At 33.5% G+C, this 20,208-nt stretch carries 13 protein-coding genes and 1 pseudogene; 11 read left to right on the top strand and 3 right to left on the bottom strand.

Translation table 11 applies throughout. The features are described 5' to 3' along the window. Positions 1–39: 39 nt before the first annotated feature. Positions 40–390 (bottom strand): hypothetical protein, encoded by a 351-nt coding sequence (locus OIU83_RS09405; protein ID WP_264205999.1) that lies wholly within the window; start codon positions 388–390, stop codon positions 40–42. A 367-nt stretch (positions 391–757) separates the two neighbouring features. Here OIU83_RS09405 and OIU83_RS09400 point away from each other — a divergent pair, with 367 nt between their 5' ends. The 4 genes and pseudogenes from OIU83_RS09400 to OIU83_RS09385 all read left to right on the top strand — a co-directional run. Continuing rightward, positions 758–1,138: an ArsR/SmtB family transcription factor gene (locus OIU83_RS09400; RefSeq protein ID WP_264205998.1), complete on the top strand. Its 381-nt coding sequence runs from the start codon at positions 758–760 to the stop codon at positions 1,136–1,138. Positions 1,139–1,142: 4 nt separating this feature from the next. Then, entirely contained in the window at positions 1,143–1,631 is a 489-nt protein-coding gene (locus OIU83_RS09395) for an SRPBCC family protein (RefSeq protein WP_264205997.1), read from the top strand. 5 nt (positions 1,632–1,636) lie between these two features. Then, positions 1,637–1,963, top strand: a complete 327-nt coding sequence (locus OIU83_RS09390; RefSeq protein ID WP_264205996.1) for an alpha/beta fold hydrolase — start codon at positions 1,637–1,639, stop codon at positions 1,961–1,963. Positions 1,964–1,978: 15 nt separating this feature from the next. Further along, a pseudogene (locus OIU83_RS09385) lies at positions 1,979–2,530 on the top strand (alpha/beta fold hydrolase); the annotation flags it as partial. A 99-nt stretch (positions 2,531–2,629) separates the two neighbouring features. Here OIU83_RS09385 and OIU83_RS09380 read toward each other — a convergent pair. Both OIU83_RS09380 and OIU83_RS09375 read right to left on the bottom strand, forming a co-directional pair. After that, positions 2,630–5,653, bottom strand: a complete 3,024-nt coding sequence (locus OIU83_RS09380; RefSeq protein ID WP_264205994.1) for a T9SS type A sorting domain-containing protein — start codon at positions 5,651–5,653, stop codon at positions 2,630–2,632. A 211-nt stretch (positions 5,654–5,864) separates the two neighbouring features. Next, complete coding sequence (locus OIU83_RS09375; protein WP_264205993.1) at positions 5,865–6,545, bottom strand: Crp/Fnr family transcriptional regulator; 681 nt, start codon at positions 6,543–6,545, stop codon at positions 5,865–5,867. 354 nt (positions 6,546–6,899) lie between these two features. On the opposite strand from OIU83_RS09375, the gene OIU83_RS09370 reads away from it, so the two are divergent. The 7 genes from OIU83_RS09370 (at position 6,900) to OIU83_RS09340 (ending at position 20,182) form a co-directional block, all read left to right on the top strand. After that, the gene (locus OIU83_RS09370) at positions 6,900–7,655 is read left to right on the top strand and encodes a LuxR C-terminal-related transcriptional regulator (protein WP_264205992.1); all 756 of its coding nucleotides are present in this window, start codon (positions 6,900–6,902) and stop codon (positions 7,653–7,655) included. A 258-nt stretch (positions 7,656–7,913) separates the two neighbouring features. Beyond that, entirely contained in the window at positions 7,914–10,628 is a 2,715-nt protein-coding gene (locus OIU83_RS09365) for a substrate-binding domain-containing protein (protein ID WP_264205991.1), read from the top strand. 471 nt (positions 10,629–11,099) lie between these two features. Further along, positions 11,100–12,458 carry a sugar porter family MFS transporter gene (locus OIU83_RS09360; RefSeq protein WP_264205990.1) on the top strand — a complete coding sequence of 453 codons (1,359 nt, stop codon included), beginning with the start codon at positions 11,100–11,102 and terminating at the stop codon, positions 12,456–12,458. Beyond that, positions 12,421–14,028, top strand: coding sequence for a glycoside hydrolase family 32 protein (locus OIU83_RS09355; protein WP_264205989.1), 1,608 nt, complete (start codon positions 12,421–12,423; stop codon positions 14,026–14,028). The genes OIU83_RS09360 and OIU83_RS09355 overlap by 38 nt, the downstream gene beginning before the upstream one ends. A 250-nt stretch (positions 14,029–14,278) precedes the next feature. Then, positions 14,279–17,383 carry a SusC/RagA family TonB-linked outer membrane protein gene (locus OIU83_RS09350; RefSeq protein ID WP_264205988.1) on the top strand — a complete coding sequence of 1,035 codons (3,105 nt, stop codon included), beginning with the start codon at positions 14,279–14,281 and terminating at the stop codon, positions 17,381–17,383. Between the two features lie 105 nt (positions 17,384–17,488). Beyond that, entirely contained in the window at positions 17,489–19,180 is a 1,692-nt protein-coding gene (locus tag OIU83_RS09345; protein ID WP_264205987.1) for a RagB/SusD family nutrient uptake outer membrane protein, read from the top strand. 90 nt (positions 19,181–19,270) lie between these two features. Then, positions 19,271–20,182 carry a carbohydrate kinase family protein gene (locus OIU83_RS09340; RefSeq protein WP_264205986.1) on the top strand — a complete coding sequence of 304 codons (912 nt, stop codon included), beginning with the start codon at positions 19,271–19,273 and terminating at the stop codon, positions 20,180–20,182. Positions 20,183–20,208 lie beyond the last annotated feature (26 nt).

The following is a 20,208-nucleotide window of genomic DNA, read 5'->3' as shown; positions in this document are numbered from 1 at the left end:
GATAAATGCCTAATGAGACAATTGCCAATTGATTTTATTTTAAATTATTGGAGGCGCTCGAAGAGCAAATAGAGATCCTTTGAAGAAACTGGAATATGTTTTAAAATAAAAATAAACATATCTAGTTATGCTTTGACTTTTGTAAAAATCAAAATGCGCGAATGAGAAAGTACTGAAAGGAGTAAATTTAAAATGACATATTGCACATTCGTCAGAAGGATGATTGTGTGTTATGAGTTCGCTTTTACCTGTATCATTATAGTGTAGTGTACTTTTATGAGTGGCATTATGATTCTGGATGTGCTCGTAAGAATGAATTACCGGAAATAGTATTGCGAATGCAACTATTAACGGCATAAGAAGATTAATAATTTTAAATTTCTTTTTCATTCTGAGGAATCAGGATTTTATAAAGCAAGTATATTGTTGCAAATATAGAAATCTTATTTGTAAACGCAACAATGTTGCGATAATAAAATAATAAGTTGTCTATGGATTTCTTTTTAACTTTTATATAAATAGAAGTTGATGTATAATTATTATAGAATTTCTAATAATGAGATAAGATGTTTTAGGGCTGAATTACTTCTTCTTTAGATTGTGTTTATTTTTTTTTTGTAGTACAATTATCTGCTAACTGTTTATGCTTTAGAGGTAACTCTAATTATTTTCAAAATGATTTCTCCTAAAATAAATCTTAAAATAGTTGCGCAACCAAATGCTTGCTTATATATTTGCAATCAAATGATTGCGTATTATGGAAGCACGAAGAGATGTTTTTCAGGCAATAGCCGACCCTACAAGAAGAGCAATAATAGCTATGATTGCTCAAGAACCAGTTAATGTTAATACTATAGCCGAACAATTTGATGTTAGCCGACAGGCTATTTCATTGCATCTTAAAATTCTTTCTGAATGTGGTTTGCTAAACATAAAAAAATTAGGGAGAGAACGCTTATGCGAAGCCAAACTGGAAAAACTTAACGAAGTACATGAATGGGTTGAACAGTATCACATATTGTGGGCAGGTAGATTGAGTGCACTCAAGAATTTTGTCGAGCAGGAAGAACTACAATCTAATAATGGAAATACTTCTGAGGATAAAAAAACTAAGGATATCAATAAATTAAATAAGTAATAAAATGGAAAATCGTGTCAATAAGAATGAGGTTTTCATTGAAGAAACCTTTAATGCAAGTCCCGAAAAAGTTTTTAGTGCGTGGACAGACCCTGAAAAATTAATGAAATGGTATGCACCAGATGGTTGTACTATTCACTTCAAGAAAATTAAAGTTGAAACAGGAGGAGAATTTCACTCCTGTATTTCTAATCCTCAATTTGGAGATTGCTGGTGTATAGGTAAATACAAAGAGATTTTACCCAACACAAAGATTGTTTTTACACTAATAAATGCAGATGAAAACGGAAATCCAATAGATCCAGTCAAAATGGGAATGGATGCCAATTGGCCAGGGGAAACTTTGGTTACCGTAACGCTCAAAGAAGAAAACGGAAAAACTAAATTACAACTGCGACAAACTGTTTCTCAAGAAATAGCTAAAAAGACTGGCGCATATCCGAGTTGGTTACAAATGTTAAATAATTTGCAAACGATGTTTAATTTAAATTAATAAAAATGAAAAAAGCAATCGGATATTTAGTTTTAATGATTCTGATGTTGCTATCAAACTGTTTAGAAGCAAACAATAATCAAATTAAAGCAACAGTAAATGATAGTATAATATTCAAAAAGGGGTATTCGGAAGTAAACGGAATCAAGATGTATTATGAAATTTATGGAGAAGGTAAACCACTTGTTTTGCTTCATGGTGGTGGCTCTACAATTGAAACAACATTTGGGAGAGTTATTCCAATGCTTGCTAAACACAGAAAAGTTATAGCTGTTGAAGCACAAGCTCACGGAAGAACCGGTGATAGAGAAAAGGAAGAATCCTTTGTGTAGGATGCTGATGATGTTGCGATACTTTTGAAGAATTTGAATATCGACAAAGCAGATTTTTTTGGTTTTAGTAATGGAGGGACAACTGCTGTTCAAATAGCTATTAGGCACCCGAAAATAGTCAATAAAATTATCTTAGGTTCTGCACTTTGTAAGCGCAATGGAGTTCCTGTACAATTTTGGGATTTTATGAAAAATGCACAGTTATCCAATATGCCCGAACCGCTAAAAGAGGCTTATTTAAAGGTATCGCCAAACTCAAAAGGATTGAAAGTAATGCATGATAAGGACGCCAAAAGAATGGTGAATTTTAAAGATATACCAGATAAAGAAATCGAATCTATAAAAGCTCCAACTTTAATTATTATTGCCGATAAAGATATTATAAAACCTGAGCATGCAATCGAAATGCACAGACAGATCGCCAACTCAGAACTAGCAATAATTCCAGGTGTTCATGGTGAATATATTGGAGAAATAACAACTCTGAAGTCTAATTCTAAAGAAGCAGAATTTGTTATTCCGATGATTGAAAGTTTCCTTGATAAACCCGAAAGTAATAAAAAATAAAAGAGTCTCTTGTTTTATTTTCATCATGTAAATACAGTCTTTTATACAAAAAAGAGTGCCTTTCGACACTCTTTAAATTATTTATAATAATCTGAAATTTTATTTTTTAATCAGCTTTATTGTTTGAGTTTGGTTATTTTCGGTAGTTACTTTCAGTAAATAGATTCCAGTTGGCTGATTGCTTAAATCAATCTTTGTAGTACCCGAATCGATTTTTTGGGATTGTATTGTTTTACCCAATAAATCACATGTAATCATAGTACAGTTAGTGGCTATATTTACAAAAAACACATCGTTTGATGGATTAGGATATACGATTATTTTAGGTTTCGATTCAAATTTTTCATTGCCCAATGTACTTACTGTAATACAATTTGTAGTTACGGTACAATTTCCAATGGTTATCTTAACTTTGTAATCGCCTGAGATTGTTGGAGTAAAATTTTGATTTGTTTGTCCTACTAATGCAGTATTAGGACATTTAATCCATTGATAAGTTGCCCCATTTTGATTGGTTGTAATTATACCCGAAGATAATGCAAGCGAAATATCGATTGCTGCAGGTTCTGTAATAGTAAAATCCTTGTCCAAAGTACAGCCATTGTTATCAGTAATGGTACAAGAATATATTCCTGCACTCAAACCAGATAAAGATTGAGATGTCGCTTCAGTATTCCATAAATAGGTATAAGGAAAAGTTCCCCCTGTTGGAGTATTTATAGTTGCTGTACCATTAGATTCTGAATTACAAGAAACATTAGTTTGTGCGGTCGAAGCAGCTAGAACTGCAGGTTCTGTAATAGTAAAATCCTTGTCCAAAGTACAGCCATTGTTATCAGTAATGGTACAAGAATATATTCCTGCACTCAAACCAGATAAAGATTGAGAAGTCGCTCCAGTATTCCATAAATAGGTATAAGGAAAAGTTCCTCCAGTTGGAGTATTTATAGTTGCTGTGCCATTAGATTCTGAATTACAAGAAACATTAGTTTGTGTGGTCGAAGCAGCTAGAACTGCAGGTTCTGTAATAGTAAAATCCTTGTCCAAAATACAGCCATTGTTATCAGTAATTGTACAAGAATATATTCCCGCACTCAAACCAGATAAGGATTGAGATGTGGCTCCAGTATTCCATAAATAAGTATAAGGAAAAGTTCCTCCTGTTGGAGTATTTATAGTTGCTGTACCATTAGACTGTAAATTACAAGAAACATTAGTTTGAGTGGTCGAAGCAGCTAAAACTGCAGGTTCTGTAATAGTAAAATCCTTCTTTAAAGTACAGTTATTGTTATCAGTTATAGTACAAGAATATATTCCTGGACTCAAACCAGACAAAGATTGAGATGTCGCTCCAGTATTCCATAAATAAGTATAAGGAAAAGTTCCCCCAGTTGGAGTATTTATAGTTGCTGTACCATTAGACTGTAAATTACAAGAAACATTAGTTTGTGTTGTAGTAGCAGCAAGAACTGCAGGTTCTGTAATAGTAAAATCCTTGTCCAAAGTACAGCCATTGTTATCAGTAATAGTACAAGAATATATTCCCGCACTCAAACCAGACAAAGATTGAGATGTGGCTCCAGTATTCCATAAATAAGTATAAGGAAAAGCTCCCCCAGTTGGAGTATTTATAGTTGCTGTACCATTAGAATTTAAATTACAAGAAACATTAGTTTGTGTGGTTGAAGCAGCTAAAACTGCAGGTTCTGTAACTGTAAAAAATCTTTTTGCAGTACAACCATTGGCATCTGTTATGTTACACGTCCATTCGCCAGCTGATAATCCTATTACGCTCGCCGTTCCATCGCCGACAGGAGTACCAGGTGACCAATCGAAAGTATAGCCTGTAGTTCCTCCAGAAACAGAAATTCTTGCTGTCCCATTTGCGCCTCCATTGCAAGTAACATTGGTTAAGCTTGCCTGAGTAGTCACTATTACTGTTGGTTCTTTAACCGTAAAATCACGACTTATTGTACAGCCACTGGCATCGGTTATGTTACAAGTCCATAATCCAGCCGTTAAACCCGTTACCGTGGTAGTACCATCTCCTGTGGGATTTCCGGGAGTCCAATTATAGGTGAGAGGAAACGTTCCTCCAGTGGCAGAAATAGTTGCAGATCCATTGGAGCCACCATTGCAAGAAACGGGTATTAAACGAACCTGAGTTGTTCGTAATGCAGTTGGTTGTGTAACTATAAGATTAGTAAAAGCAGTAGAACATCCTAGAGCATCCGTAACAGTACAAGTATAATTACCTGCTAATAATCCAGTAACTTTGGCTGTTGTTGCTCCAGATGGACCTCCAGATGTCGATGTCCATAGGTAATAATAGGGAGCAGTACCACCATCTGGAGTTACAGTTATGGTACCATCTCTTCCCAAATTACAAGAAATGTTTGTTCTGGCTATTGTAGCTGTAATAGATTTTACTGTTATGGTTGCTACTGCCGAAGCCATTCCCAAACAAGATCCATTTTGTACAATTGCCCTAAATTGAGTTGCTTGCGTTAAAGCTCCGGATGTATAGGTTGGAGTAGTGTTTGTAATTGGTGTCCAACTTGAAAAAGGACTTACGGAACTTTCCCATCTCAACACATTTCCTGTTTGATTACTTAATGTTAAGAGATCACTTGTTTCCCCTTTACAAACAGTTTTTGTCCCAGATATACTACCACCAACCGAAACGGGGTCTATATTTACAGTTGCTGTTGATCCCATAGTGATAACAGTAGTAGGGCAACCTGCAACACTAGTTACTGCATCAATAGTATAAATTCCTGAAGTGGTTTTATTTCCAAATGATAATGCTGCTCCTGTTCCTGCAATTAAATTACCCGTAGCAACACCATTTAATTTTAATTGATAATTTACATCTATTTCCGAACTTAGTAATCCCACAGGAACTCCTGTAGTAAAGCATCCATTTCCTCCACCAGTTACGTTAAAAATAGTCGGTGTGATACAAATTTCGGAGGCGACAGCGTTTTGTGAAATGTTATTTTTTGCTGTTTGAAAGTTATCTACAGTATTTGTTTTGCGATTTGCCGTGGTAGTTGTTTGTGCTTGCAGATGACAATAAAAGATCGAAAAGAAGAGTGAAAATAAAAAGTAAAGTTGTTTCATAATAACTAAATTTTAAAGCACCGTAGCGCAATTTAATGCTACGAAAATAGAGTTAAAATTTTGAGAAATATGACAGCTAAATAATAGCCAAATAAAGTTAATATGAATTTATATTGAAAAAACTAATGTGTAACTTGTTTGTTTTTAGCAGTTTGTAATGTGTGTGTCGAAGGTGTTTTAAAAATAGCGCAGTGTGATTATTTGACAATTGTCAAACTTTATTTTCAGTGAAGTTGCGAATTAGCCCTCTAACACGGCTTAATGTTTCCAGATTAATACCCAAAAAGGAGGCGATATATTTAAGTGGAATTCTTGTAGAAAGATGGCTGTAGGTTTTTAAGAAGTATTCGTATTTTTTTTCGGCTTTGCTCAATCGGGCGATTAAGGCTCTAATCTCTGCATCGGCATAATATTTTTCATAAATTCTCCGTGCCATTATATTAAATTGTGGTTCTATGTCATATAAATGATGCAGGTCTTTATGACTCATTCGCAGCAATTCGGAATCCTCAATGGCTTCCATATTTTCAAAACTAGGGATTTGTAATATAAAACTGTGTATGGAAGCTACCAATTCATTTTCGACTGTAATCCAGGTTGTAATATCTTTTTTTTCTTCTTTGACATAACCTCTAATGGCGCCTTTATTTACAAAATAAATCATGTCGCAGATTTCACCGGCTTTATGTAATTTTTTACCTTTTTTTACTGTAATAGGATATGTGTTTTCAATAAGAAAGGTTTGGCTGTTTTTACTAATTGGATAAACACTATTAAAAACATACAAAAGAGTTGCAGCTTGTTCAGGTGTGCTGTGTTCTTGGGGATTATTGGTTAGTCCTTGCATAGCTATTATTGGGGTTTTGTGGTATTTTAAAAAAAATCCCTTCATAATACTAAATACTAATCAAGGAAAAGACATTTATTTCCCGATAAAAGTAGCAAAGTTTTTATATAATAATTCGTAAATATCAATATTTGCATTAAGCGTATACTTACATTTTATTATAATATTCAAAATAAACTTTTCGATCCCAGTGTTCGTAAAAAGTCAAAAAAGTGAAATATTTTTACATGAGTTAGTATAATAAACTGTCTAATTTTGTAGATATTTCGTAGGTTTTATAAATATTTTTCAGGAGTTTTTTTTGTGATGTAATGTGTTGATATTAAGTGTTTGTCTGTTAAATATGATTTTGAAATTAACAAATTATTATGTTAATTTGTTGAACAAAATTCCTCCCTCATGAATTCTGAAATACAAACCCTTCATGATGTTTGGCTTTCCAATAGAACGGTTAGAACCACTACATCGCATCAAATATCTTTTGATGACCTCACTAATTCAATTATTAGTACAGGACCATTTTCGTTCTATATTATAGACTTTTATGATATGTCGGTATCACATGTTAGCCCTTCTATTTACGACATACATGGATTTGAACCCAAAAAATTTATATTTAATGATATACTCGGGGCCATTCATCCAGATGATATAGAATTTGTTATAAAAGCAGAAGCATTTTTAACCAAATTTTTTTTTGAGAAGATCGGTAGGGAAAAAATGATGAGCTATAAAATAAGTTATAGTTTTAGGGCTCGATTAAAGAATGGAGACTATACGCTGTTCAATCATCAATCATTAATGCTCACTATGGATGATAATGGAGGTTATGGAAAATCGTTAAACATACACACCCGAATTGATCATCTTAGCAATAAAAATACCTATAAAGTCTCACTTATTGGTTTACATGGGGAACCTTCTTTTATGAATTTAAGCATGGATGAAAGCAATCAGGAAATAAAAGAGTTTTCTAAGCGAGAAATGGAAATTATTAAGTTAATTAGTAATGGTTTAAGTAATAATGAAATTGCCGAAAAACTTTTTATCAGTGCTTTAACCGTTAAAAAGCACCGCCGTAATATTCTGGAAAAATCAGAGTGTAAAAACACTATTGAACTCATTAAAAACTGCGTTCTTCAAGGCATAATATAATCTACTTTAAACGCTTAAAAATGCTCATGGAGTATTTCTCATAACTTCTAATCTCTGTTATTAGGTTGTGGACTTGTGTAAATAAAATAAAAGTTTAATTTTACTTTTTAAATTATATATTCCCTTCTTGCTTGTCAGTACAAAATAATCCTTCCTAATTATTTTGACAGGTTGTAGGTCTAAGAAGGTATTTTTAAAAACTCATTTTTATTTATATATACTCATAATTCTATGTATCAATTTATAAAATATATTTTGATGCTTTTTTTAGCATCATTAAGTTTTGTTTCCTGTAAACAAAAACAAGGAGATAAAATCAAAATTGGATTTTCTCAGGCAATGACTACAGATGATTGGCGTAAACAAATGAACAATTCCATAAAAATTGAAGCTTCGTTACGTCCAGAAGTCGATTTAAGGATTAGTGATGCCAATAACAATATCGAGAAACAGATCGCAGATATAGAAAAATTTATATCGAATAAAGTAGATGTAATTATTGTATCTCCAATTCAATCAAAACCTTTAACGGCAGTTGTCGAAAAATCGATAAAAGCAGGAATTCCAGTTCTTGTGGTAGATAGAAAAATTGATAGCGAAAACTACACTGCTTATCTTGGAGCCGACAATATTGAAATAGGAAGAATTGCTGCCCGATATATCGTTACACACAGTAAAGGTTCAGGTAAAATTATTGAAATTACCGGAGCAAACGGTTCGTCGCCGGCTTATGAACGTAGTTTAGGATTTGATCAAGTAATCAATGAAAATATACGTTGCAAAGTAGTGAATACAATTCATGGAGATTGGGAGGGAGAATCGGTTAAAGCTCCTTTAAAAGCCATTCTTTTACAAAATCCAGATATTGAGTATATTTTTGCCCATAACGATCGTATGGCATTAAGTGCTTGGGAAACTGCCAAAACGATAGGATTAGAAAAGAAAATCAAATTTTTAGGAGTCGACGGATTAAACTCTGTGAATGGCGGAATAGAATTGGTGAAAAATGGTGTTTTAGACGGTACTATTTTGTATCCGACAGGAGGAAATGAAGCATTGAAATTGGCCTTAAAAATGTATAACAAAGAGCCAATTTCAAAAAATAATATACTAAATACAATTATTATCGACCGGAATAATGCTGAAATTATCGGAAATCAAATGGATAAAGTCAATCAGCAACAAGCGGTTATTGAGTCCCAACAAGGAGCAATAAAAATTCAGGAAAGTGAGTATGCTTCGCAAAATAATTTGGTTCGATTACTGAGTTTTTTCTTGGTGATTATTTTGAGTTTAACGATTTACAGTATTTATTCGACGATTTCTATTTCCAAAAAGAAAAAACAACTTGAAAGGATTAATCAAACGGTAATAGATCAGAATAATGAAATTCAAGAAATGGCAAAAATTGCAGAGAAAAGTAATGAAGCCAAATTGAATTTTTTTACAGGACTTTCTCATGAATTTAAAACGCCAATAACTTTGATTATGAGTTATGTGGAGTCATTAATAGAAAATGAAAAAATTAAAGGAACCGTGCTTATTGATGAAGTCAAACTGATTCATAAGAATTCGAATAGATTATTGAGATTGATAAATCAGTTGCTGGATTTTAGAAAAATAGAGGAACAAAAGTTTACTTTAAGAGCTTCAAATACTACTATTTATGATTTTTCAAATGAAGTAATGACTAACTTTAAAGGGGAGGCAGCCCGCAGAAATATTGATTTTCAGCTTGCTTGTAAAAATAAAAATATGGAATTGTTTATCGATCGGGGCCTGATGGATAAAGTTTATTTTAATTTGCTTTCTAATGCTTTTAAATTTACACCTGATAACGGGAAAATTACGATTTCGATTATTGAAAATCAAGATAATACAGCAAAAATTCATTTTAAAGATTCTGGAATTGGAATCCCCGAAAATGAATTGTCTAATGTTTTTAATCCTTTTTTTAAAGCTTCCAATAATAATAAAAATAGCTCCGGAATCGGGCTTCACTTGTCTAAAGAATTCATGCTTTTGCATCACGGAACCATCGAACTAAAATCAAAGCAGGGTAGCGAGTTTGTCATAACTTTATTAAAAGGAAATAGCCATTTACAACCTTCTGAAATTGTAAATAAAGCCGAAGATTTAAATATAACTCCAAATTTAATAACAAATAATTTAGATATAGAATCTGATTTAAATGAAGTGAATATTATTTCTGATGCAGAGAAACACTCTCTTTTGATTATAGAAGATAACAATGATTTGGTTACATTTCTTAAAGCTAAATTATCAGCTGAATATATAGTGTATACTTCTGATGGGAGTGATGCTATCGAAAAAACAATGGATATTGTTCCCGACATTATTATTTGCGACATTAATTTAGTAGATAAAGATGGCTATGAAATTAGTAAAGAATTGAAGAAAGATTTGCGTTCCTCGCACATCCCAATTATTATTTTAACGGCACAAAGCAATAAAGAATCTATTTTAAAAGGATTGCAGAGTGGTGTAGATCAGTATCTTACCAAGCCTTTTAGTCTTTCTATTTTAAAACAATCTATTTCAAGTTTGCTTTTCAACAGAGAAAAACTTCGTTATTATTATACCAATAATATCTATCGCATAGAACCTGAATCAAAATTTGGTAATCAGGAACAAACTTTCATTACGAAAATGAATGATATTATTAAAACGAATGTGGAAAACCCTAAATTTTCTGTCGAGGATTTAGCCGATAAACTTGGGGTTTCCAGAGTTCAATTGTATCGAAAGGTAAAAGCGATTATCGGAATTAATATTAGTGATCATATTAATAATATAAAACTAGAGAAAGCAGCAGAACTTTTAAAGTCGAATGAGATGAATATTTCTGAAATTGCTTATTCTCTTGGATTCTCTTCTCCAAACTATTTCTCTACCGCTTTTAAGAATAAATTTGGAATTTCGCCAAAAGAATATAAAAATGATAAGTATTAATGAACTTTTAGTATTGTTTTTTTGAGTAGAAAGTTTATGTCAATTGTTTTTCTGTATTTTTTTTGGCCTTGCGGATAGAATACAATATAAAGAAGACCTAACAGGTTTTAGAAACCTGTTAGGATAACAACATAAACTTCAGCTTCAACTGAAACCATTTTAAAAGATAAAACTTAGAATAAAATATAAAATCTTATTTATTTATAATTTTTAACAACTTAAAACTTCAGAACCTCAGAACCTTTGCACCTTTTTTCAATCATTTCATGTATCAATTTTATACAAAATGTAACAAAATCGAAACTACAAGGTTTTCGTAAATAAATTTTAATATATTTAAAAGCTTGTAAATAAACGATTTGGCTTAAAAGTATCAAACTATCAATAATTATAGAATTAAATTGTAACATCATTAAAAATAAGTTGTTTTTTTTGCGAATACATTAGCAACAAGTTTTTAATACATCTACAATGAATAAGATATTGATTTGGTCTATTACTGCTGCACTGGCAGGTTTTCTATTCGGTTTTGATACCGTAGTTATTTCTGGAGCTGATAAACAATTACAGCTTCTTTGGCATTCCTCCGATGCTTTTCACGGATCTGTTGTTATGGCAATGGCGCTGTGGGGAACTGTTATTGGTGCTATTTTCGGAGGAATTCCCACCAATAAAATAGGTCGTAAAAAAACACTATTCTGGATCGGGATTTTATATTTCATTTCTGCCATTGGTGCTGCTTTTGCAAATGACCCTTATATTTTTGCTGCTTTCAGGTTTATTGGAGGTTTAGGTGTTGGAGCATCAACTATTGCAGCTCCGGCTTATGTGTCTGAAATTGCTCCGGCAGATAAACGCGGACGATTAGTAGCGTTATATCAGTTTAATATTGTTCTGGGAATTTTAATTGCTTTTATCTCAAATTACTTTTTAAAAGATATTGGCGAAAACGCCTGGCGTTGGATGGTAGGAGTTCAGGCTATTCCATCTCTTATTTATATCCTTTTTATACTTACAATCCCAGAAAGCCCAAGATGGTTATTATCTAAAAATCGTGACGAAGAAGCCCGAAAAGTATTATTTCAAATCGACCCGTCTGCAAAGCTCGAAGACATCATGGATGATTCTAGAGAAAATGGTGTTACGAAACACGAAAATATTTTCATGAAAAAATACCGTTTTCCATTAATGTTAGCTTTTTTTATTGCATTTTTCAATCAGTTTTCTGGAATCAATGCCTTTTTGTATTATGCACCCAGAATTTTTGAAGAAGCAGGTTTGGGACAAAATACAGCGTTATTGAGCAGCATCGGAATCGGGATAACCAATCTTATATTTACTTTAATCGGCGTAGCATTAATCGACAAATTAGGAAGAAAGTTGTTAATGTACATAGGTTCTATTGGATATATTATTTCCTTAGGATTAGTTTCGGCTTCGTTTTACTACAATTGGGGAGGATTATCGGTTCCTATTTTCCTTTTCTTATTTATTGCATCACATGCTATTGGGCAGGGCGCTGTTATCTGGGTTTTCATCTCAGAAATTTTCCCAAACCACATACGTGCTTCAGGACAGGCTTTTGGAAGTTCAGTGCATTGGGTTTTGGCAGCGATTATTCCGTCCTTAATCCCAATGTTATTTTCTGAAATTGGACCTGACGTAGTGTTCTTAATTTTTGCCTTGATGATGGTCTTGCAATTACTCTTTGTAATTTTTATAATGCCGGAAACCAAAGGAATTTCTTTAGAAGTATTAAGTGAAAATTTAACCAAAAAAAAAATCAAAAAAAATGAAATCAAAGAAACATCTACCGCTGGCATTTTGTAGTGCAATACTACTATTAACAGGAGGTTTAAAACCATATTCGGCTGTTGCACAAACTACAGCTATTTCAATATCAACTACTTCAGAGGAACAAATGTACCGTCCTAATTTTCATTTTACACCAAAAAAAGGATGGATGAATGATCCTAACGGAATGTTCTATGCTGATGGATATTATCATTTGTATTTTCAATATTATCCAGATAAAAGTGTTTGGGGACCAATGCATTGGGGACATGCTACCAGCAAAGATTTAATTAAATGGGAAGAACAACCAATTGCCTTGTATCCAGACAATGATAAATACATTTTTTCCGGAAGTGCTGTTGTAGATACACATAATACATCGGGTTTGGGTACTGGAAAAACGGCTCCAATTGTAGCGATTTATACGCTACATGATATGACAAAAGAAAAAGAAAATAAAATTGATGTAGAGCAGCAAGATATTGCATATTCGAATGATAACGGTTTTACATGGCAGAAATTTGAGGAAGGAAATCCTGTCGTGAAAAATCCTGGTATTCGTGATTTTCGGGATCCAAAAGTTAGTTGGGACGAAACTCACAAACTGTGGATAATGGTATTGGCAGCCCAAGATCGAACTCAGTTTTATAGTTCTAAAAATCTAAAAGACTGGAAATATTTATCTGAATTTGGAAAAAATATTGGTGCTCATGGTGGCGTTTGGGAATGCCCGGATTTCTTTGAGATAAAAGCTGAAGGAACCAACGAAACCAAATGGGTCTTAATTTTGAATTTAAATCCAGGAGGAGCCAACGGAGGTTCAGGAACGCAATATTTTATTGGAGATTTTGACGGAAGTACTTTTACATTGGACTCTAATTTTGCTAAAAAAGTAGAAAAAGAAAATGCCGTTTGGCTCGATTACGGAAAAGATAATTATGCGGGTGTTACCTGGAATAATGTCCCTGGTACCGACGGACGAAGATTATTTATAGGATGGATGTCAAATTGGGATTACGCACAAGAAGTTCCAACACAATCTTGGAGAAGCAGTACCACAATTGCACGTGAAATTCAATTAGTAAAAAAAGGTAATGACTACAGCTTGATTAGTAATCCTGTAAAAGAAATTAATAAATACATTTCTAAAACAATCAAAGGAAAAAACCTGAAAGGAAAAGGAAAACTATTGATTCCAGAAGCAGGAAAAATTGATTTGACACAAGCGATTATCAATTTTAATTTAAAAAACTTAAAACAAGATACGTACACTTTTACGCTTTCAAATGCTGGTGGAGAATCTTTGACTTTCGGAATAAATAATTCAGAGCATTATTTATTTGTAGACCGTTCGAAATCTGGAAAAAATGATTTTTCTGAAAAATTTGCTTCCACGATTACCAAAGCAGCTTTAGATGGAAATCAAAAAGAAGGTGTTTTTAAAATCATTTTAGACAAAACATCTATTGAAATATTTTACAATAATGGCGAAAAAGTAATAACCGAAATCTTTTTTCCAAACCAGCCATTTACTTCACTTTCTATTTCTTCAAACCAAGGAATCGAATTGAGTAATCTCGTACTTAACCAATTAAATATAAAATAAGATCCCATTTGATGTAATTGATTTTAACACATAGAAACATAGATTTTGTAGGCTAAGAAAGTAGGCGTTTCACTTGTTTAAAAGCACATAGCTATGTGTGAGAAACGAGTTTCTTTCTACTCTCTTTCAAAAGAAAGAAAACTATGTTTCTATGTGTTAAACAAAATTTTTATGACTTGATAGAATTGAGCAACCTAGTACTTAACCAATTAAATATAAACTAAAAATAACCAAACCAAAACTATTAACTATGAAAACCAAAATTATTTATTTTCTATTTTTCTTCTTTCCCATGCTGATTATTACAGCACAGGAAGGAGGGATTAAAGGAACGGTAATTTCGTCTGATGACGGAATGGCTCTTCCCGGAGCGACTGTACTTATTTCGGGTACCAATACCAGTACCGTAACAGATTTTGATGGAAATTTTTCTTTTCAAGAAATAAATCCAGATGCTATAATTGTTGTTTCTTTTATCGGATTTGCACCGCAATCGATTTCTGTCAAAGGGCAAAAAATATTAAATATAACTTTAAAAGTAGATAATAATCAATTGAATGAAGTTGTTGTAACAGGATATTCTAAACAAAAGAAAACAGATATCACCGGGGCTGTTGCTGTTGTAAACATGAAGGAAGTCATGAAGCAACCGGAACCGAACCCAATAAAAGCGTTACAAGGAAGAGTAGCCGGGGTGAAAATTTCGTCGGACGGATCGCCAAGTGGGGGAAATACAAAAGTGGTGATTCGAGGTGTAGGAACTTTAAACAACACAGATCCTCTTTATGTTATTGATGGAATGCCTACTAAATCCGGAATGCAAGAGCTAAACCCGAATGATATTGAATCGATTCAGGTTTTAAAAGATGCTTCTTCGGCGAGTATTTATGGTTCTCGTGCTTCAAATGGAGTTATAATCATCACGACCAAAAAAGGAAAAGAAGGCAAAATGAGAATTAATTTTAGTACTTATACGTCTATTTCTGATTATTCAAAAAAGCAGAAAGTGCTTAATGCAAATCAATTTGGTCAGGCTTTATGGCAGGCAAATATTAACGATGGATTAGACCCGAACAGCAATAACCTGCGTTACCAATTTGATTGGTCGTTAAATAATAACAAACCACAATTAAACAATATTTTAATTCCGGAATATTTAGATGCAAATAAAACACTTAAGTCTTCAGATACAAATTGGTATGATGCGATTTCGCAAACAGGAATAGCCAATTCTTATGATTTATCGGTTTCGAATGCATCCGATAAAGGAAGTTATGTTTTCTCTTTAGGATATTATGGAAATGAAGGTGTTGTAAAAACAACAGATTTTGAAAGAATTTCTGCCAGAATGAATGGTTCTTATAAATATTTTGATGGAAGATTAGTTATTGGAGAAAACTTTAGTTTAAATCGTACTAATGAAGTTGCAGATCCAGGAGTTTTAGAACAAGCTCTTCGTGCAGTACCTATTATTCCAATACATACCGTCGATGGCAAAGGTTGGGGTGGACCAGTAGGAGGAATGAACGACAGACAGAATCCAGTTCGCCTTTTAGAATATAATAAAGATAATAAATACGATTATTTGCGCCTTTTTGGTAATATGTATGCCGATTTAGAGATAATCAAAAACCTCCATATCAAGAGTAGTTTTGGTATCGATTATGGATCTTATAAAAAGCGCACTTTGCAAAGAAGTTACCAATCCGGGTATTTACAAAATGATCAAACATCGGTTACTATCGATCAATCGGTGAGCGATAAATGGACTTGGACAAATACGGCTATTTATAGTTTGAATTTCGGAAAAAGCAATTTGAATTTAATGGCAGGAACCGAGATGTATAAAGACAGTTATGATACAACTACTTTACGAAAAAACGGCTTTTTGATCGAAACGCCAGATTATATGTACCCTGATGCAGGAACTGGTGAATCGTTTACAAGCGGAACATCAACAGTGTATTCATTGCTTTCGTATTTCGGAAAAGCAGATTATGAGTTTGATAATCGTTATTTACTTTCGGCTACAATTCGCCGTGATGGTTCGTCTCGTTTTGGTAAAAACAATCAATTCGGGACCTTTCCGGCAGTTTCGGCTGGATGGAGAATTAGCAATGAAAATTTCATTAAAAATAATGTACCTACTATTTCTGATTTAAAATTAAGAGTGGGGTGGGGACAAACCGGAAATCAAGAAATTAGTAATACTGCGGTTTATAACCTTTACTTGGCTAGTTATGCAGGGGGAAGTCCAACTTGGGCAACTTCTTTTGGTACAGCTTATGACATTGCAGGAAACGGAAATGGTTTATTACCGTCTGGTTTTATTGCAACGCAATCGGGTAATGAGGATTTAAAATGGGAAACTACTACACAAACGAACATAGGTTTGGATTTTGGTTTCTTCAAACAAAAATTAAGCGGTTCTGTTGATTATTATATCAAAAAAACAGACGACATCTTGGTTTTGCCACCTTATTTAGGAGTAATTGGCGAAGGAGGAAATCGTTGGGTTAATGGTGCTTCAATGCAAAATGCAGGATGGGAATTTACTTTAGGATATCACGATGAAACTTCATTTGGATTAAAATATGATATTTCGGCTAATATCTCGGCAAACAAAAACAAGATTACACAATTGCCTGATGAAGTAAGAAATAATTACGGTGGCGATGGATTAAGCGATAATATTTTAGGTCGTCCAATTAATTCTATGTACGGTTATGTTGCTGACGGATTGTTTAAAAGTCAGGCAGAAGTAGATAACTCGGCAACTCAGGAAGGAAAAGGCCTTGGGAGAATTCGCTATAAAGATTTAAATGGAGATGGGGTTATTACAGATAAAGATCGTACTTGGATAGGAAATCCAAATCCGGGTTTGCTCTACGGATTTAATTTAGGATTAGGATATAAAAATTTCGATTTCACAACTTTCTGGGAAGGAGTAGGTAATGTTGATGTAATTAATAAAACAAAATATCAAACGGATTTTTGGAGTGTTGATGATGTAGGTTCTAATAAAGGAACTCGTTTACTAAATGCTTGGTCTGTAGATAATCCAAATTCGACTATTCCAGCTTTAACAACTGTAGATAGAAATGCAGAATCAAGATTTTCAACTTATTATGTAGAAAATGGAAGTTATTTGAAACTTAGAGTTTTACAATTTGGCTATAGCCTGCCAAAAGAGCTATTGAAGAAAATAAATTTCGACAGTTTTAGATTGTACATCAGCGGACAAAATTTACTGATCATTGATGCTAAAAATTTCACTGGTGTAGATCCTGAAAATGCAGGATTCGGATATCCGCAGCCGATGACTTTTACAGCTGGTCTTAATTTTACTTTATAATAAAAGATTAAATTGAAAAACATGAAATCGCCATGAATCAAGATCATAAACTGTAATGAAGATTGGCGATACCATATTCTATTAAAAAACAAATAGCATCTACACATGAAAAAAATACTATATATAACAGGGTTTTTAATACTTGGAATTATTACTTCCTGTTCGGATTTTTTGGAGAATAACCCTCGAGGCGTATTATCCGAAGAAGATATTGTGACACCACAATCGGTAGAAGGATTTATGAATGCCGCTTATGCACAATTGGGTAATGATCATTATGATTCGCCATACAGTTTATGGCCTTTTGGAAATGTTCGTTCTGATGATGCTTACAAAGGAGGAAGCGGAACTAACGATATTCAGGATTTTCACTTTTTTGAAGTTTCGAATAATATCAGACCAGATTTTGACGAATTGGATAATTTTTGGTACATCAGTTATGTTGGTGTTTCAAGGGCAAATAAAGCATTGAAAGCATTAGAACAAATTTCAGAATCGGATTATCCGTTGAAGAAAACACGTATGGCTGAAATGCGTTTTTTAAGAGGACATTTTTATTTTATGCTGAAAATTATGTTCAGAAATGTTCCTTATATCACAGAAGATATTCCGGTAGAAGAGTATAAAAAGATCTCAAATAAAACACTTTCGAATGAGGAACTTTGGAATAAAATTGCCGAAGATTTTCAGGCTGCAGCCGATAATTTACCAGAAATACAACCACAAGTAGGTCGTGCTACTCAAAAAGCAGCTTACGCTTATTTGGCTAAGACACGATTGTATCAGGCATATACACAGGACGAAACATATAAAGTTATAGGAATCAATCAGCAACATTTGCAAGAAGTAATTGCTGCGACAGATAAAGTAATTGGGAAAGCAAGTTTAGAGCCTGATTTTGCCAACAACTTTTTGCCTGGATCTTTTGAAAACGGATCTGAATCTATTTTCTCAATTCAGTTTTCTGATAATGACGGGACTTTGTACGGAAGATTAAACTTTTCAGATGTACTCTCAACTCCGCAAGGTTTAGGATGTTGCGATTTTCATAAACCAAGTCAGAACTTAGTAAATGCTTTTAAAACAGACGCCAATGGTTTACCGGAATTTGATACCTACAACGATCAGGATTTTGATTATAAAAATATAAATGCCAATACAGTTGATCCTAGATTATATCACACAGTAGCAATGCCTGGTTTACCTTATAAATATGATCCTGAATTTTTATATGTAGAAGCTTGGGTAAGATCTCCGGGAACCTATGGATATTTTGCATCATTAAAAGAAAACGTAGCTCCAAGTTGTAGTTGTATAGTTAATATTGATCCATTTTATGGAAATTCAAAAAACAGAATACAGATTCGTTATGCCGATGTGATTTTGATGCGTGCAGAAGCTCTGATTGAATTAGGAAGACAAACAGAAGCTTTACCATTAATTAATCAAATCAGGGAACGCGCGACTCAAAGTACAGGAAGGCTACCGTATGTAAACAACTTTAAGATCAATACTTATGTTGATGGCGTTAATTGTAATTGGACACAAGATTTTGCTCGTAAAGCCATGCGTTGGGAACGCCGTTTGGAATTGGCAATGGAAGGAAATCGCTTCTTTGATTTAGTTCGCTGGGGCGTTACAGATCAGGTGATGAATGATTTTTATACAGGAGAAAAAACTAAACGCACCTATTATCAAGATGCCTTTTTTGATGCTCATAAAGAGGAGTATTGTCCAATTCCGTTAAAGCAAATTAATTTTAGTCAAGGATTGTATAAGCAAAATCTGGGCTATTAATGATTTAATAGCTGAAGGATAACAAAATTCTGGTTGTGTAACCTCAAGATTATGCAACCAAAATAACATTAATATAAAAATAATTTTAAAATGAGTAACGGAAAAAACCTTAAGGCAGTGGCCTATGGAGAGGTGCTTTGGGATGTTTTTGGCAATGAAAAGAAGATTGGTGGAGCTCCACTAAATGTGGCTTTGCGCATGAAAACATTAGGTTGTGAAGTGGCCATGATAAGCTGCATAGGAAATGATGAAGATGGACAAGCGATTATAGATCAGGTAAAAAGTTTAGGACTCGAAACGGATGCTATTATGCAAACGGAAAATTTTGCAACAGGATTAGTAAACGTGACACTAAACGATCGGGGTTCTGCGAGTTATGAAATTAGCTATCCATCGGCTTGGGATAAAATTGTATTGAATGATTTTGCAAAGAAAATAGTTGCCGATGCTGATGTTTTAATTTATGGAAGTCTGGTTTGTAGAGACGAAGTGTCAAGAAAATCTTTGGAAGAATTGTTGCAAACAAAAGTGTATAAGGTTTTTGATGTCAATTTAAGAAAACCTCATTACTCGTATGAAATACTGGAAAAATTAATGTATTCAGCCGATTTTATAAAGTTTAATGATGAAGAATTGTTAGAGATTGCCGCAGCGATGCAGTCACCTTTTACCAGTTTAGAAGATAATATGCATTTTATTGCCAAAAAAACAAATGTTACTGCAATGTGTGTAACCAAAGGGAAACACGGTGCATTATTAATGTGGGGAGGAAAACTCTATGAAAACGGAGGTTATCCTGTGGAGGTTGCTGATACAGTAGGAGCAGGCGATTCGTTTTTGGCAGCTCTCATCACCTCATTGCTTACAGGAAAGGCACCACAAACTGCTATCGATTTTGCTTGTGCAATAGGAGCTTTGGTTGCTCAAGCTCCAGGAGCCAATCCTGAGATTTCCTATTCGGAAATTGAAAGTTTAATGGTCGAAAAAATCAAGCTTTTTTAAGAGATACGATTGAACTTTTAAGAGAT

It is taken from the genome of Flavobacterium shii, from assembly GCF_025847235.1.
GTDB classification, from domain to species: domain Bacteria; phylum Bacteroidota; class Bacteroidia; order Flavobacteriales; family Flavobacteriaceae; genus Flavobacterium; species Flavobacterium shii.
The sequence above is the reverse complement of the archived record's forward strand: the minus strand, read 5'-3'. Positions and strand labels throughout refer to the sequence as shown.